Origin of the sequence: Polymorphobacter sp. PAMC 29334, from assembly GCF_019431245.1 — a bacterium.
Classification (GTDB): Bacteria; Pseudomonadota; Alphaproteobacteria; order Sphingomonadales; family Sphingomonadaceae; genus Polymorphobacter_B; species Polymorphobacter_B megasporae.
Map to the genome: position 1 here is coordinate 787,488 of NZ_CP080243.1, position 14,449 is coordinate 801,936.

At 67.2% G+C, this 14,449-nt stretch carries 17 protein-coding genes and 1 tRNA gene; 9 read left to right on the plus strand and 9 right to left on the minus strand.

Translation table 11 applies throughout. The features are described 5' to 3' along the window. The first annotated feature begins 305 nt into the window (after positions 1–305). Together KZX46_RS07580 and KZX46_RS07585 are read left to right on the plus strand one after the other, a co-directional pair. Positions 306–557: a hypothetical protein gene (locus tag KZX46_RS07580; RefSeq protein ID WP_219776089.1), complete on the plus strand. Its 252-nt coding sequence runs from the start codon at positions 306–308 to the stop codon at positions 555–557. Positions 558–640: 83 nt separating this feature from the next. Beyond that, positions 641–1,609 carry a DNA topoisomerase IB gene (locus KZX46_RS07585; protein ID WP_219776090.1) on the plus strand — a complete coding sequence of 323 codons (969 nt, stop codon included), beginning with the start codon at positions 641–643 and terminating at the stop codon, positions 1,607–1,609. Here the strand turns inward: KZX46_RS07585 and KZX46_RS07590 are convergent. The 8 genes from KZX46_RS07590 to KZX46_RS07620 form a co-directional block, all read right to left on the minus strand. Beyond that, on the minus strand, positions 1,596–2,024 hold the full coding sequence (locus KZX46_RS07590; protein WP_219776091.1) for a hypothetical protein: 429 nt from the start codon (positions 2,022–2,024) through the stop codon (positions 1,596–1,598). The two genes, KZX46_RS07585 and KZX46_RS07590, sit on opposite strands and share 14 nt — an antisense overlap. 85 nt (positions 2,025–2,109) lie before the next feature. After that, positions 2,110–2,544, minus strand: a complete 435-nt coding sequence (locus KZX46_RS07595; protein ID WP_219776092.1) for a hypothetical protein — start codon at positions 2,542–2,544, stop codon at positions 2,110–2,112. Positions 2,545–2,625: 81 nt separating this feature from the next. After that, positions 2,626–5,406 (minus strand): valine--tRNA ligase, encoded by a 2,781-nt coding sequence (locus KZX46_RS07600; protein ID WP_219776093.1) that lies wholly within the window; start codon positions 5,404–5,406, stop codon positions 2,626–2,628. An 18-nt stretch (positions 5,407–5,424) separates the two neighbouring features. Further along, positions 5,425–6,060 carry a zeta toxin family protein gene (locus tag KZX46_RS07605; RefSeq protein ID WP_226896164.1) on the minus strand — a complete coding sequence of 212 codons (636 nt, stop codon included), beginning with the start codon at positions 6,058–6,060 and terminating at the stop codon, positions 5,425–5,427. Continuing rightward, on the minus strand, positions 6,044–6,241 hold the full coding sequence (locus tag KZX46_RS22815; RefSeq protein ID WP_226896165.1) for a hypothetical protein: 198 nt from the start codon (positions 6,239–6,241) through the stop codon (positions 6,044–6,046). The genes KZX46_RS07605 and KZX46_RS22815 overlap by 17 nt, the downstream gene beginning before the upstream one ends. 92 nt (positions 6,242–6,333) lie before the next feature. After that, entirely contained in the window at positions 6,334–6,621 is a 288-nt protein-coding gene (locus KZX46_RS07610) for a DUF2497 domain-containing protein (protein ID WP_219776095.1), read from the minus strand. Then, entirely contained in the window at positions 6,618–8,135 is a 1,518-nt protein-coding gene (locus KZX46_RS07615; protein ID WP_216709756.1) for a TolC family outer membrane protein, read from the minus strand. The genes KZX46_RS07610 and KZX46_RS07615 overlap by 4 nt, the downstream gene beginning before the upstream one ends. 23 nt (positions 8,136–8,158) lie before the next feature. Then, complete coding sequence (locus KZX46_RS07620; RefSeq protein ID WP_219776096.1) at positions 8,159–8,791, minus strand: protein-L-isoaspartate O-methyltransferase; 633 nt, start codon at positions 8,789–8,791, stop codon at positions 8,159–8,161. A gap of 146 nt (positions 8,792–8,937) precedes the next feature. On the opposite strand from KZX46_RS07620, the gene KZX46_RS07625 reads away from it, so the two are divergent. The 5 genes from KZX46_RS07625 to KZX46_RS07645 all read left to right on the plus strand — a co-directional run bounded on the left by KZX46_RS07625 (position 8,938) and on the right by KZX46_RS07645 (position 12,554). After that, positions 8,938–9,011 (plus strand) — tRNA-Cys (locus tag KZX46_RS07625). 21 nt (positions 9,012–9,032) lie between these two features. After that, entirely contained in the window at positions 9,033–9,821 is a 789-nt protein-coding gene (locus KZX46_RS07630) for a DUF2334 domain-containing protein (protein ID WP_219776097.1), read from the plus strand. Positions 9,822–9,946: 125 nt separating this feature from the next. Continuing rightward, positions 9,947–10,861 (plus strand): hypothetical protein, encoded by a 915-nt coding sequence (locus KZX46_RS07635; protein ID WP_226896166.1) that lies wholly within the window; start codon positions 9,947–9,949, stop codon positions 10,859–10,861. Beyond that, a complete protein-coding gene (locus KZX46_RS07640) occupies positions 10,858–11,385 on the plus strand; it encodes a DUF2141 domain-containing protein (protein ID WP_219776098.1) in 528 nt (175 codons plus the stop codon). The genes KZX46_RS07635 and KZX46_RS07640 overlap by 4 nt, the downstream gene beginning before the upstream one ends. Continuing rightward, positions 11,382–12,554 carry a glycosyltransferase gene (locus tag KZX46_RS07645; RefSeq protein ID WP_219776099.1) on the plus strand — a complete coding sequence of 391 codons (1,173 nt, stop codon included), beginning with the start codon at positions 11,382–11,384 and terminating at the stop codon, positions 12,552–12,554. Before KZX46_RS07640 ends, KZX46_RS07645 begins: the two co-directional genes overlap by 4 nt. A 3-nt stretch (positions 12,555–12,557) precedes the next feature. On the opposite strand, the gene KZX46_RS07650 is transcribed toward KZX46_RS07645, so the two are convergent. After that, positions 12,558–12,860, minus strand: a complete 303-nt coding sequence (locus KZX46_RS07650; protein WP_219776100.1) for a hypothetical protein — start codon at positions 12,858–12,860, stop codon at positions 12,558–12,560. Positions 12,861–12,888: 28 nt separating this feature from the next. Here KZX46_RS07650 and dgcA point away from each other — a divergent pair, with 28 nt between their 5' ends. After that, positions 12,889–13,884 carry an N-acetyl-D-Glu racemase DgcA gene (gene dgcA, locus KZX46_RS07655; RefSeq protein WP_219776101.1) on the plus strand — a complete coding sequence of 332 codons (996 nt, stop codon included), beginning with the start codon at positions 12,889–12,891 and terminating at the stop codon, positions 13,882–13,884. Between the two features lie 70 nt (positions 13,885–13,954). Further along, positions 13,955–14,359, plus strand: a complete 405-nt coding sequence (locus KZX46_RS07660) for a host attachment protein (protein WP_219776102.1) — start codon at positions 13,955–13,957, stop codon at positions 14,357–14,359. Positions 14,360–14,449 lie beyond the last annotated feature (90 nt).

Consider the following 14,449-nt stretch of genomic DNA (forward strand, 5'->3'; position numbering starts at 1 on the left):
ATCCTGTGTCGATCGAGCGAGTCGAGTCGGGAGAACATCATGGCGCACCTATTAACAGAGATTGAACGCTGCATTCGTCGGCGGAACATATCAGCATCGCGCTTCGGACGCGAGGCCGCAGGCGACCCCCGTTTTGTTTTTGACCTGCGCCGAGGCCGCGAGCCGCGTCCGCGGACTGCGGCGAGGGTGATGACATTCATTGCCGCCGCCCCGTCGCCCGAGTCGCGGTCATGAGGCCAATGCTGTCGGAGGCGCAGGGCCGTCTGCTCCGAGCGTTGACCCGCGCCCTCGCGGCTCCCGAAACGATGAATAGGCAATCACCGGCGCTGGTCGTCGAAAGCTTCGAAACGACCGATTGGTCGAGCCTGACCTTTGCCGGCCAGCGCCATCGAATCACGCTCGTCGTCACCGAACCGGTGTCCGCCGATTCACTATCCTTCGACGGGCTGATCCTCAGGGGGTCGATCGTTGCCGAGGCGCGGGTGATTTCGGCGACCGTCGCAGCGACTGGGCTCGTGCTCGATATCGCGGTGATGACGATCGACGTCGGCGCATGAGCGTCGACGGCGACGCCACAGCGAATTGCCGCAGTCGGCTCCGGCACTGGGAACCGCTGCCGGTCGCGTAACGTTCGATCCGTGTGCTCAACTATACCGACACCAGCGAACCCGGCATCACGAGGCGCAAGCGCGGTAAACACTGGCATTATTTCGCCATCGACGGGGTCCGCATCACTGCGGCGGACGAGATCGCCCGTCTCAACAAGCTCGGCGTGCCACCTGCCTATGCCCGTGTGTGGTTCAGCCCGGACCCGTCGGGACACCTTCAGGCAGTCGGCTACGACGCCAAGGGCCGCAAGCAATACCGCTATCACGAGAGCTTCCGTCAGCAGCGCGAGGCCGACAAATACGATCGTTGCGGCGGTTTCGGCGAGGCGCTGCCGCATCTCCGCGCGATCGTCGAGCGCGACATCGCCGAGCGCGGACTCGGCCGGTCCAAGGTCCTTGCTGCGATCGTCCGGTTGCTCGATTCAGGGCACGTCCGGGTCGGCAACGACGTCTACGCGAGCGAGAACGAGAGCTATGGCGCGACGACCTTGCTCAACGAACATAGCGCGGTTCGCGGCAACAAGGTCCGGCTCGAATATCGCGGCAAGTCGGGCAAGATGCAGCGCGTCGTCATTGCCGACGAGGCGCTCGCCAAGATCGTCCGGCGCTGCCACGACCTGCCGGGGCAGGCGCTGTTCCAGTATGTCGGCGATGACAACGAGCCGCACCGCATCGGCTCGTCCGACGTCAACGCCTATATCCGCGAGGGGATGGGCGACGGCTTCTCGGCGAAGCACTTCCGCACATGGGGCGCGAGCGTCATCGCCTTCACCGCGATCCGCGATGGTGTCACGACCTTGAAGGAGATGCTCGAACCCGTTGCGGCGGCGCTCGGCAACACGCCGGCGATCAGCCGCAAGAGCTATGTCCATCCGGCATTGATCGCCCTCGTCAACGACGGTCAGATGGATAAGGTCGTGGAAGCGAAGCTGCCGCGTCTGACGCGCTATCTCAGCGCGGCCGAACGCGGGTTGATTGCCTTTCTCGCTACCGCATCGTGATCTTGACCCCGCCCGCCCCGGCGCTGAGCTGGAGGCCCTTCGACGTCGTGTCGAGTTCGATCACGACCCCGTGCTTGTTGCGAAGTTGCAGCGCGCCAGAGCCGCTGACGAACGTCGCGCTCGCCGCGACGCGGGTGTAGGTCCCGGCAAAGTCGGCGACGCGGGTCAGGTTGAACACCTGCCCATAGCCGCGGACATGCGAGACGCCGATGTCGCCGACCGAGATGCCGCCGACTTTGAACGGGTAGAATTTATCGCCGAACTGAAGTTTGCCGCCGCCGACGTTGCCGCCGAGCAGGAAGCCGAATTGCGTCTCGTCGATCGTAATCGTCGCCGACGGCAGCCGCATGTCGGGCTTGCCGGTCGCGCCGGTCAGCAGGATTATCGCGACCGCGCCGAGTATGTATTTATTCATTGTGCTGCCAGCCCCTCGTTTGAGGGGCTGGTCTAGCACGATCATACGCTTCTGCTCAGTAGATCGCCGAAGCGGCGAGCAAGCTCTACTTGAGCGTGATCTTGACCCCGCCCGCGCCGGCGCTGAGCTGAAGACCCTTCGACGTCGTGTCGATCTCGAGGACGACGTCATGCTCGTTCTTGAGTTTGAGCGCGCCCGACCCGTCGACCAGCGTCGCGCTGGCGTTGAGCTTCGAATAGGTGCCGGCGAAATCTTCGATCGAGCGCAGGTTGTAGACGGTGCCGAAGCCCTTTACCTTCGAGCCGCCGATCGTCCCGATCGAGACGCCGCCGACCTTGAACGGATAGCGATGGCCGTGGAAGCGGAGGACGCCGCCGCCGGTGCTGCCGCCGATGAGGAAGCCGAACTGCGCCTCGTCGATCGTGATCGTTCCCGAACGAACCATCTCACCGGCGTTCGCGGTGCCGCTGAAGGCGACGGCCGCTGCGGCGGCGAGTGTCAGGGTCTTTAAGAATGCCATGGTTGAATCTCCTTGGTCGCGATGACCTGCGCCGTTAACGCCGCGACCGTGCGATCGGGTACAGAGCGCACGTGTGCGACGTCAGCCGAGCCGCGCTAACGCCGCACGGAGCCGCTCAGCTTCTGCACCACGCGCTGCGAGGTCGGCCCGCGCCTTGTCGACCGCCTCGGGCTTGGCCTTGTCGACGAAGCCGGGCGAGGCGAGCCGCCCGGTCAGCGCATCGCGCTCCTTCTCCGCAGCGGCGGCGTTCTTTTCGAGGCGGGCTTTCTCGACCGAGATATCGATCACGCCGCCGAGCGGGATCGAGATCGTCGCCGCGCCGTCGACTACCTGCATCCGCGCCATTTCGGCGACCGCACCGTCGGCGCGGACGATCCGCGCCAGCCGCTCGATCGCGGCGGCATTGCGCGAATGGCGCGCCTCGGTCGCGGCGTCGGCGTTCTGCAACTGGAAGCCGAGCTTGGCCCCCGGCGGGATGTTGAGCTCGTTGCGCGCCGAGCGGACCTCGGTGACCAGCGCGATCAGCCAGTCGATGTCGGCGGCGGCTTCGGTGTCTATCGCCCCCTCATCCGTCACCGGCCACGCCGCGAGGATCAGGTCGTGATCGCGGCGGCCCAGCTTGTGCCACAGCTCCTCGGTGAGGAACGGCATGACCGGGTGGAGCATGACGAGGATCTGGTCGAGCGCCCAGCCGGTCACCGCGCGGGTCTCGGCGGCGATGGCGGCGTCGGCTCCCTCGGCCAGCAGCGGCTTGGTCAGTTCGAGATACCAGTCGCAGAAGCGGCTCCAGACGAACTGGTACGCGGTCTCGGCATAGCCATCGAAGCGGAATGCGGCGATCGCGCCATCGAGCGCGCGGGCGGTGGCGACGACTTCGCCGATGATCCAGCGGTTGACGGGGGCGGTGGCGGCGGGGGGCGTTACCGACGACGACGCGGCGATGCCGTTCGACTGGCAGAAGCGCGCGGCATTCCACAGCTTGGTCGCGAAGTTGCGGTAGCCCTCGACGCGCTTTTCATCGAGCTTGATGTCGCGCCCCTGGCTCTCCATCGCGGTCAGCGTGAAGCGCAGCGCATCCGCGCCGTAGCGGTCGATCAGCGCGAGCGGGTCGACGGTGTTGCCCTTCGACTTCGACATCTTCGCGCCCTTGGCGTCGCGGACGAGGCCGTGGCAGTAGACCGTGGCGAACGGCACCTCGCCCATGAAGTGGATGCCCTGCATCATCATCCGGGCGACCCAGAAGAAGATGATGTCGAACCCGGTGACGAGGACATCACCGGGGTAATAGCGGGCGAGTTCGGGGGTTTGCTCGGGCCAGCCGAGGGTACCGAACGGCCAGAGCGCGGAGGAGAACCACGTGTCGAGAACGTCGGAGTCTCGTCGCAGCAGCAGTACTTCTCCGATGTCACCCCGGATGAACGGCGCGGCACCCTCGTTATAGAATTGAACGCGCGTGAACGGCTCGCCACGGCCAGAGTAATACGACAGCGCTTTGTCCGCAGCGTCCGGCTCATCTTTGGCCACGAAACACTTGCCATCTGGACTGTACCAAGCCGGGATCTGGTGCCCCCAGGTGATCTGCCGCGACACGCACCACGGTTGGATATTCTCCATCCAGTTGAAATACGTTTTGTCCCAGTTCGTCGGCACGAACTTCGTTGCGCCCGAGCGAACAGCCTCGATTGCCGGTTTCGCCAGCGTTGCCGCATCGACGTACCACTGGTCGGTCAGCCACGGTTCGATGACCACGCCCGAGCGGTCGCCGTATGGCATCTGGATCGTCTTCGCCTCAATCAGTTCGATCAGGTCGAGCGCCTCGAGATCGGCAACGACCGCCTTGCGCGCGTTCTCCCGCGTCATGCCGACGTATTTCGCTGGGATCCCGTCGGCGGCGACAATGTTCGCTTCGGCGTCGAGGATGTTGAGCCAGCCAATTTCTCTATGGCGCTCGAACACCAGCCAGTCGTTGAAGTCGTGCGCCGGGGTGATCTTGACCGCGCCCGAACCGAGCTCGGGGTCGGCATGTTCGTCGGCAACGATCGGGATACGCCGCCCGGTCAGCGGCAGGACGATGTGCGCGCCGATGACCGACTGGTAGCGCTCGTCGCCTGGATTGACTGCGACCGCGGTGTCGCCGAGCATCGTCTCGGGGCGCGTCGTCGCGACGATGATATGGTCGGCGCCGTTCGCTAGCGTGACGCCGTCAGCCAGCGGATAGCGGATGTGGGTGAAGCTACCTTGCACCTCGCGCGGCTCGACTTCGAGGTCGCTGATCGCGGTCTGGAGCTTGGGGTCCCAGTTGACCAGCCGCTTGTCGCGGTACAGCAGGCGTTTCCCGGTGGTCGGATCGACCTGATTATACAGGTCGACGAACACCTTGGTCACCGCCGCCGAGAAGCCCGGGTCCATCGTGAAGCGCTCGTGCGCCCAGTCGCAGCTTGCCCCCAGCCGCCGGAGCTGGCGGGTGATCGTGTCGCCCGATTGCGCCTTCCATTCCCAGACGTGCGACAGGAACGCCTCGCGGCTCATGTCGGCGCGCTTGAGGCCCTGCGACGCGATCGTCCGCTCGACGACCATCTGCGTCGCGATCCCGGCGTGGTCGGTGCCGACGACCCACAACGCATCACGCCCCTTGAGCCGGTGGTAGCGGATCAGCACGTCCTGGAGCGTGTTGTCGAGCGCATGGCCGATGTGGAGCGATCCGGTGACGTTCGGCGGCGGGATGACGATGGTGAACGGCTTCGCGTCGGGCCGCGCCGGGCGGAACGCACCGGTCGACTCCCAATGCGCGTATAGCCGCGCCTCGATCTCGGCGGGGTCGAAGGTCTTGTCGATGATATCGGGATTGGTTTCGGTGGTCATGCCTGCGTCTTTTGCGGATCAGCGCAGCGGCGGCAAGCCTTCGAGCCCGGCGGCGGCAAGTTCGATGCGCAGCGCGGCCACCGGGCGACGGTGCCAGACGATCGCCGCATCACCGGTCTTGGTCGCCATCAGTTCGGGCTCGCCCGCTGAATTGTCGAAGACGATCAGCTGGTCGACGTGCCGCGCAAACCACGCGAGCTGTTCGAACGATCGCGTCCGCCGCGCGCGGATCTTGCCCTCGGGGACGTCGTGCCCGCCGGTCTGAACGCGAACGCGGACGCGCTCGATCTGGAGGTCGACGCGGCTGAGCAGCACGTAGATCATCCGAACATCGAAACCCTTGTCCTGTGCCCGGGCGACGAGCGCGCGGTACTTGGGCGAGGACAGGACAGTTTCGACGCCGATCGTCTGGTAGACGTCGATCGACGTTTCGAGCCACGCCTCGATGCGCTGGACCGCGGCAAGGTTGGCGGCGGTCAGAGCCATCGACTCGCCCTGGGCGATGCTCACCGTCAGCAGGTCGGGATTGATGATCCAGACCGCGCCACTCCACCCGGCGATGTCGGATTTGTTATAAAGCGAGCTCTTGCCGCTGCCGTTCGGCCCCGCGACGAGCCACAGGATTGGCCGATCGGTGCTATTCGGCGGCGTCACGCGCCCGCTTGCGCTGTTCGGCGCGGATCGTGCGGACGTTGGAACGGAAAGCCGACAGGATGTCTTCGGCAAGCGTCGGGCTATTCGACTGGATGACCTTCTTGCGGACGACCGTACCATCGGCGAGCCGGTAGGTTCGCGTTGGCAGTCGCGTCGGTTTGATCTCCGCCTTGGTCGCCATCGCTGTCTCCTCGGATTCGATATAGCAGGTCGCCGTCACGCTTCCAACGCGGAGCCGCCGTTTCGGCTCAATCGGTACGCTGCGAACAGACGCTAGTCGGTCCGCCCGGTCAGCCGCCGGATCTCCTCGTGCGTCACGCGTTCGACGATCTCGGGGAGATGGGTATCGAGCCACGTCTGCAGCATCGGCCCGACCATCGAGCGGACGACGTCGTCGAGTGACGCGCTGATGTCGGCGACCGACGGGACCGGCGGCGGCGCGGGCGGGCGGGCCGCCGCGGACTGAGCCGGGACGACGGGGGGGACATCGTCGGCGAGGCTTGCGCGGATCGACGCCATGATGTCGTCGATCGACTGCGGCAGCTCGGCCTCGGGGCTCACCGAGGCGGCCCGATCGCGACCGACTTCGATGCGGCCACCGGGTCGGGCAGCGGCAGCGGCGCGGGGTTGTCGTCGATGTCGTAATCGCCCCACTTATGACGGACGCGCTTCGCATTCGCGGTCGAGTCGTAATGCTCGCCCGGTACCGCGAGCGGGTCGGCCTCGGCCTCTCCGACCGCAGCGAGCAGCGTGTAGCCAGCGACATATTCGTCCCGGCGCGCGGCGGCGAGATTGACCCGGGCGACGACGAGTTCCTGCTCGGCGTTGAGGACTTCGAGGACGGTGCGCGTGCCGACCTGATTTTCCTGTGTCACACCCTCGAGCGCGAGCTGGTTCGCCTTGACCGAGCTTTCCGACGCGGTGATCACCGCGCGCGCGGTCGCGACCGAGACGAAGGCGTTGCTTGCGGTCTCGACCGCCTGGCGCCCGATAAAGCCGATCTGCTCCATATACTGGCTCCGCACCGACTGTGCCGCGCGGATCTGCGAGCCGTTGAGTCCCGCCTGGTACAGCGGCACCGTCAGCGTCAGCCCGGCGGTCTGCTGGAAAGCGTGGAAGTTGCCGCTGACGACCGATGACCCTCCGGTCGAGCCGGTCCCCGTCGAACCCGAGCCGGTCGACCCGGTGCCGGTCGATCCGGTTCCCGTCGTCGTAAAGCCCGCCGTGCCCGACTGGGTGTAAGTGTAGTTGACGCCGCCCCCGGCATCGAGGGTTGGCAGCCGCTGGCGTTCGATCGTGCTGACGTCGTAGCGCGCCGCCGCCTCGTCGAAGCGCGCCGCGACGAGCGACGGGTTGTTGGCGTTGGCGAGGTCGGTTGCCTGGCCGACGGTGCCGGGCAGGAGCGGCAGCGGCGGCAACGGCGCGAGGTCGACCGGCGGGCGGCCGACGACGCGGACATACGCGTTATTCGCGGTGTTGAGCTGGCCGCGCGCGACGACGAGGTTCGACTGTGCGTTCGCCAGCCGCGCGTCGGACTGCGCGACATCGGTCCGCGTCAGGTCGCCGACCTCGAAGCGGTCGCGGCTCGCCTGGAGTTCGCGCTGGAGGACCTTGACCTGATTCTCGTTGAGCTCGACCACCTGCGCATAGCGCAGCACGTCGGCGTAAGCGGTGACGACCGCGAGCAGGACATTGTCCTCGACCGCGCGGAGTCGGGCGCGCGCGGCAAGAATGCGGTTCTCGGCGGCGCTCGTCGCGCTCCGGGTCCGGCCGCCGCGGTACAGCGACTGGTTGAGGCTGAGCGCGCCGTTGTAATAACGCCCGCCATCGCTGGTGAAATTATCGCCGCTCTGCTGCGCGACACCGCTCGCGCTGACCGTCGGACGGCCGCTGGCGAGCGCCTGCGGGACGCCTTCGTCGGCCTGGCGGACGATCGCGCGCTGGACGGTGAGCTGCGGGTTGGTCTCGTACGCCGCCGCAAGCGCATCGGGCAGCGTATCGGCGGCGGCGGCCCCTGCGAAGCCCGTGGCTCCAACCGCGGCAGCGACCACGGCCAGCACCGTCAAACGCGTCATTCCGGCCATTCCCCCAAGCGCTCTTAAAATATGAATTTCGGCGCGCGGCCAAAGCCCGGCAACGCAACGGCGCCAGTGTCGAAGAAGCCGGTGCCGGCAAAATGCCCCCCGGCGACACGCCCCACCGTCGCGCGGCCGACCCCGTCGTCACCGATGATCACCGCCGCGAGCCGCCCGTCGTCGGCGCTCTGCGCGAGCAATGCGGACGGGAGCACCGCCGCCGCGCCGTCGATGAAGATGAGGTCGTACGGCGCGCGCGCCGCCCAGCCGTCGGCGAGCGGCCCGGTCACGACATCGACGCCGTTCGCCTGCGCCGCCGCCACCAGGCCCGAGTTCTCCTCGACCGCGGTGACGTGGCGGCTGAGATGGCGGATGATGGCGGCGGCGTAGCCGGTCCCCGCGCCGACGACGAGCACCCGGTCGCTCGGCATGATCCGCGCGTGCGTCAGCAGCAGACCGGTAACGAGCGGCTCGAGCAACCAGCGCCCCGGCGCGATCTCGATCGCGGTGTCGGCGTAGGCGAGCCCGGTGCGAGCGGGGGGAACGAAGCGTTCGCGCGGCACGGCGCGGATCGCCGCGAGCACGACCGGATCGTTGACCCCGGTCGGGCGCAACTGGCTTTCGACCATTGCCTCGCGCATTGTCTCGAACATCATCCCGCTTACGCCGCTCCGTATCGCTTCGGTGAGTTATAGGGGTAATACAGTTGCGACGCAACACCGCGACCGGCCCTTGGTGCGATGCGTCTAGCGGGCGCGGTTGCAGTCGCCAAGCGATATGGCTACACCCCGCGGCCAGCGCCGGCCCGATGGCGGAGTGGTGACGTAACGGACTGCAAATCCGTGCACCCGGGTTCGATTCCCGGTCGGGCCTCCATATATGCGCTGCATGGGTATCATGACCGAACGGTTGCTGCTCGCTTCGATCCACGACGTCGGCCCGAAGTTCGAGCGCGAGGTCGATGTGCTTGCCGCCCGGCTCGAGCGGCTGCTTGGCGGGCCGCGCTTCGCGATGCTCGTCGTGGCCGATCATTGGGGTGAGGCCCCGTTGAGCGCATCCCCGGCCTATGCCCGGCGACTGCGCGACTGGGCCGATGCCGGGGTCGAGATGTTTGTCCATGGCTGGTGCCACCGCGACGCCGCTCCGGCGGGGTTTGCTGCGCGCCACATGACGGCGGGCGAGGGCGAATTCGCCGCGCTCGACCGCGCCGAAGCGCTGAAGCGGATGACGCGCGCACGCGCAGTGGTCGAGGACGCCACCGGCCGGCCGGCGGCAGGCTTCATTGCCCCAGCGTGGCTCTATAGCGATGGCACCCGCGCCGCGCTTGCCGATGCGGGGTTCGCGCTTGCCGAGGATCACTTCCGCGTCTGGAACCCCGACAACTGCGCTGCGCTGACCCGCGGTCCCGTCATTACCTGGGCGTCGCGGTCACGCTGGCGGCGGCTAAGCTCGCGCTTCGTCGCGGGGGCGGCGAGGACCGCGCTTGGCGGGCAGCGCGTGATCCGCGTCGCGGTTCATCCGGGCGACACGCGTGAGCCGTCGATTCTAAACAGCATCGACGCGACTATCGGCCGTTTTGCGCGGTCGCATCGTCCGGGACGCTACGCCGAGCTTGCGGGGCATGGTAACGATTTGGCGACATCGCTGGCCACGCCCCCCTCCCTTGCCACGCCAAGGTCACAATGACATTGCACAGCGGACACGACAGGGGCAGTTTAAACGGCTTTGAGGACACAGACGCGGTGCACGACCTTGGTCGACTCAGCCCGGCGGGGGCAACTCCGGCGGGTTCGGCAAGCGCCGCTGCGCAGATGAGCGCGACCACGGCCGAGCCGCGCACGCTCGGCCAGTCGATCCTCCGCTGGGTCGGCCCGCTGGTATCGCTGGCGATCGTCGGCGTCGCCCTCAATACATTTCGCGGGACCGACTTCCACCGCATCTGGGCGCTGGTGCCGTCGTCGCCGCTGTTCTGGCTGGTCTTCGTCGCTGCATATCTCGCGCAGCCGACGGTCGATTTCATCATCTTCCGCCGCCTGTGGGGCATCCCGCCCGCCGGCTTCCCGGCGCTGGTCCGCAAGTTCATCTCGAACGAGGTGCTACTCGGCTATTCGGGCGAGATCTATTTCTACACCTGGGCGCGGCGTCGCGCGACGCTCGACGGCGACTCCGCCGGGGCGATCCGGACCGGGGCGCCGTTCGGCGCGATCAAGGACGTCGCGATCCTGTCGGCGCTGATCGGCAACGCGGTCACGCTGGTGATGTTTAGCTTCGCTTATTCGACGCTCGAAAAGCTCAACATGGGGCTTAGCGGCAAGACGCTGTTCACCTCGATCGCGGTGCTGCTGGTGTCGTCGCTCGTCGTCATGCTGCTGCGCGGGCGGGTGTTCAGCATGCCGCGCCGCGACCTGATCTTCGTCGGCACGATGCAGTTGATCCGCGTCCTCGGGTCGGCGACGCTGCTCGCGGTGATGTGGAGCCTCGTCCTGCCGACGGTGCCGTTCATCTACTGGATGATGCTGACGACGCTGCGACTGTTGATCTCGCGGCTGCCGCTGGTGCCGAACAAGGACGTGGTCTTTGCCGGGGTCGCGGTGCTGATCGTCGGCACCGCGTCGGGCATCGCCCCGTTGATGGCGATGATGGCCGGGCTGCTGATCATCGTCCATGTCGCGGTCGGCGGCGTGCTTGTCGCGTCCGACCTGCTCGGGCTGGAGAAGCCGGCATGATCGCCTTCCTTGCTGCCGCCATCCTCGCCGCGACCCCTGCCGCCGATGCCGCGCCGGTGCCCGATTACGGCATCGCCGAGGGCATGTGCCACGCGCATGAAAAGGGTCCGGCGCTGCTCGTCACCGCCGCCGGGCTGAAGGACCGCACCGGCAAGCTGCGGCTCGAACTCTATGCGCCGAACGACACCGAATTCCTCGCCGACGACCGCGATCTCGTTCGCGACGGCAAGGTCTTCCGCCGCACGACCATCGACGTCCCCGCCGCCGGGCCGGTCGAGCTGTGCGTCCGCGCGCCGCACAGCGGGACATGGTCGGTCGCGCTGATCCACGACCGCGCGGGCGCGAAGAAGTTCAAGCTGTCGTCCGACGGCATCGGCTTCGGCGGCAACCCGCACCTCGGCCTGTCGAAGCCGCACGCCGACGTGTCCGAGGTCGAGGTCGGGCAGGGGGTGACGCGCGCCTCGATCCGGCTCAATTATCGCCATGGGCTGCTTTCGTTCGGCCCGCTCGAGGACGCCAAGTGAAGATCGTCGATGTCTGCGCCTTCTACACGCCCACCGGCGGCGGCGTTCGGACGTATATCGACCGCAAGCTCGCGGCCGGGCCCGCCGCCGGGCACGACGTCACGATCATCGCGCCGGGCGCGACCAACGGCGTCGAGCAGCGCGGACCAGGCGCGAAGATCGTCTGGCTCCAGGGGCCGCTGTTCCCGATCGATCGCAACTATCGCTATTTCGCCGACGAGGTCGCGCTGCACGCCGCGATCACCGCCGAGGCCCCCGACATCCTCGAGGCATCGTCGCCGTGGCGGAGCGCATCGATGGTCGCGCGCTGGCCGGGTTCGGCACCGCGATCATTGTTCATGCACGCCGATCCGCTCGCAGCCTTCGCCTACCGCTGGTTCGAAGGGCTGGCGTCGCCGGCGGTCGTCGACAAGGGTTTCGACTGGTACTGGCGGCACCTGCTCCGCCTCGACCAGCATTTCGACATGGTCGTCAGCGCGTGCGACAGCCTGACCGACCGCCTCGCCGCGGGGGGCCTGCGTCGCGTCGTGACCAATCCGATGGGGATCGACCCCGACGTGTTTTCGGCGGGGCTGCGCGACGAGGCGCTGCGCCGCCGCCTGCTCCATCAATGCGAGCTCGGACCCGACGCGACATTGCTGCTCGGCGTCGGACGGCATGCGCCCGAGAAGCGCTGGCGGATGATCGTCGAGGCGGTGATGTCGGCGGCGTACCACCGTCCGATCGGGCTCGTTATCGTCGGCTCGGGGCGCGATTCGGGCAAGATCCGCCGGACGATCGGCGGCAACCCGCACATTCATCTCGCCGACCGGACGTCGGACCGCGCCGAAATGGCGCGGTTCATGGCGAGCGCCGACGCGCTGATCCACGGCTCCGAATCCGAAACCTTTTGCCTCGTTGCCGCCGAAGCGCGTGCATCAGGCCTCCACCTGATCACCCCCGATCGCGGCGCCGCAGCCGACCACGCGCGCCAGTCGGGCGGGACGATCTTCGCCTCGGGTGACGCCACGAGCGCGGCCGACGCGATCGGGCGCTTCGTCGATGCCCGCGCGGCGGGGACGCTGCCGGTCCCCCCGGCAACCCCGGTGCGGACGATGGACGACCATTTCGCCGCGCTGTTCGCCAGTTTCGAGGCGCTGCGCCAGCCGAAGCTCAAGCGCGCCGCTTAAGGGTTACGGGTTCGCCGTCAGATGGTCGGCGATCTCGTCGAAAAAGCGCTCGAGGTTGTGAATGACGTTGAGCTTGAACTCATAATTCACCTCGGACGATGACGATTCGATGATCTTCGATTCGTCGACCTTGGCGGTGTAGATCGTCGCCAGCTCGCGGACATACGCCGGGGTCAGGTCGATCTGGCCGAGCTCGTCGAGGATGCGCAGCTGAACGACCATCAGCTGGCGGGTGAGGATTTCGAGCGCGGTGATCCGGGCGACGGTCGCGACGGGATCGAGCTGGACTTCGCTGTCGTCTTTCATGCCGTCCGGTTTAGCGGCAAGGGAGGCCATGTCCAATCGCAGCCTCTCAGCCCGTATCGAGCGCTATCCGGTCCGCGGGGCCTTCGTCATCGCGCGCGGGGCAAAAACCTTCGTCGATGTCGTCGCCGCCGAGATCGACGATGGCGAGCACATCGGGCGCGGCGAGGGCACCGCGATCTACTACCGCGGCGAGAGCGCCGAATCGGTCCTCGCGCAGGTCGAGGGCGCGGCCCCGCTGATCGCCTCGGGCGCCAGCCGCGCCGAACTGCTCACGGCAATGCCTCCGGGAGCGGCGCGCAACGCGGTCGACGCCGCATTATGGGATATCGAGGCCAAGGCCAGCGGCGTGCCGGTGTGGCGGACGATCGGCCTGCCGCAACCGCGCCCATTGCTCACCGCCTACACGATCAGCCTCGGCGAGCCCGGCGCGATGGAGATTGCCGCGCGCGCCGCCGGCCACCGCGAATTGCTCAAGATCAAGCTGTCGGGCGCGGACGGTGCCTCCGGGGATCTCGCGCGTGTCGCCGCTGTGCGGCACGGTGCGCCCGATGCTCGCCTGATCGTCGACGCCAACGAAGCGTGGGAAACGCTCGATATCGAGGCGATCGCGCATCAAATGGCCGGCCTCCGCGTCGAATTGATCGAACAACCGGTCCCTGCCGGATCCGACCACCTGCTCGACAAGGTCTGGTCACCGGTGCCGTTGTGCGCCGACGAAAGCGTCCACGACCGCGCCAGCCTCGACGCCGTCGTCGGCCGCTACCGCTTCATCAACATCAAGCTCGACAAGGCGGGCGGGCTGACCGAGGCGCTGGCTTTGGTCCACGCCGCCAAGGCGCGCGGCATCGGCGTGATGACCGGGTGCATGCTGTCGACCTCGCTCGGCATCGCCCCGGCCTTCTTCGTCGCGATGCAAGGCATGTACGCCGACCTCGACGGCCCGCTCCTGATCGAGGATCGCGCTTCCGGGATGCGCTTCGACGCCTCCGACGTCTGGCCACCCGAGCCGAGCCTTTGGGGGTAAGTCCGAACGGATTCGGCCCCAATCGCGGTCGCCGATGGTTCAATGATCGTAGCTTTCAAAGGAAAACGTAATGCTTCTCGCTCATGGTACGATCGTCGCTGTCGCCGACGGGGAAAAACTGACGCTGTTCCGTAACGGCGGCAGCGATAGCGCGCCGAAGCTGACCGCGATCGGCACGCCCGGCGTCGGCGAGGACAATATCGCTTCGGGCGGACGCCACCACAGCAGTTCGGCGAACCCCGACGATGCCCAGTTGGTCGAGGACGGCCACGCCGGAGCAGTTGCCAGCCTGCTCAACAAGATGGCGCTCGAAGGCGAGATCGACGCGCTCGTCGTCGTCGCGCCGCCGAAGACGCTCGGTGAACTCCGCAAGCATTGGCACAAGGTCACCGAGGGCAAGATCGCGGGCGAAGTCGCCAAGGAAATGACCGGGGCGTCGATCGCCGACATCACCGCGATGCTCGAAAAGGCGTAATTGGTACGCGGTGGCGGAGGTGGGCAACACGCGCTCCTCTCCGCCGACTCCGGGTGACCCGGCCGGCGATCTGCGCACCTGCTCTTGGTC

Coding starts and splice junctions, on each gene's coding strand:
- KZX46_RS07595 (WP_219776092.1), bottom strand. CDS start 2,544: ATGGCATTCTTAAAGACCCTGACACTCGCCGCCGCAGCGGCCGTCGCC.
- KZX46_RS07615 (WP_216709756.1), bottom strand. CDS start 8,135: ATGACGCGTTTGACGGTGCTGGCCGTGGTCGCTGCCGCGGTTGGAGCC.
- KZX46_RS07650 (WP_219776100.1), bottom strand. CDS start 12,860: ATGAAAGACGACAGCGAAGTCCAGCTCGATCCCGTCGCGACCGTCGCC.
- KZX46_RS07640 (WP_219776098.1), top strand. CDS start 10,858: ATGATCGCCTTCCTTGCTGCCGCCATCCTCGCCGCGACCCCTGCCGCC.
- KZX46_RS07660 (WP_219776102.1), top strand. CDS start 13,955: ATGCTTCTCGCTCATGGTACGATCGTCGCTGTCGCCGACGGGGAAAAA.
- dgcA (WP_219776101.1), top strand. CDS start 12,889: ATGTCCAATCGCAGCCTCTCAGCCCGTATCGAGCGCTATCCGGTCCGC.
- KZX46_RS07630 (WP_219776097.1), top strand. CDS start 9,033: ATGACCGAACGGTTGCTGCTCGCTTCGATCCACGACGTCGGCCCGAAG.
- KZX46_RS07620 (WP_219776096.1), bottom strand. CDS start 8,791: ATGATGTTCGAGACAATGCGCGAGGCAATGGTCGAAAGCCAGTTGCGC.
- KZX46_RS07600 (WP_219776093.1), bottom strand. CDS start 5,406: ATGACCACCGAAACCAATCCCGATATCATCGACAAGACCTTCGACCCC.
- KZX46_RS07590 (WP_219776091.1), bottom strand. CDS start 2,024: ATGAATAAATACATACTCGGCGCGGTCGCGATAATCCTGCTGACCGGC.
- KZX46_RS22815 (WP_226896165.1), bottom strand. CDS start 6,241: ATGGCGACCAAGGCGGAGATCAAACCGACGCGACTGCCAACGCGAACC.
- KZX46_RS07580 (WP_219776089.1), top strand. CDS start 306: ATGAATAGGCAATCACCGGCGCTGGTCGTCGAAAGCTTCGAAACGACC.
- KZX46_RS07635 (WP_226896166.1), top strand. CDS start 9,947: ATGAGCGCGACCACGGCCGAGCCGCGCACGCTCGGCCAGTCGATCCTC.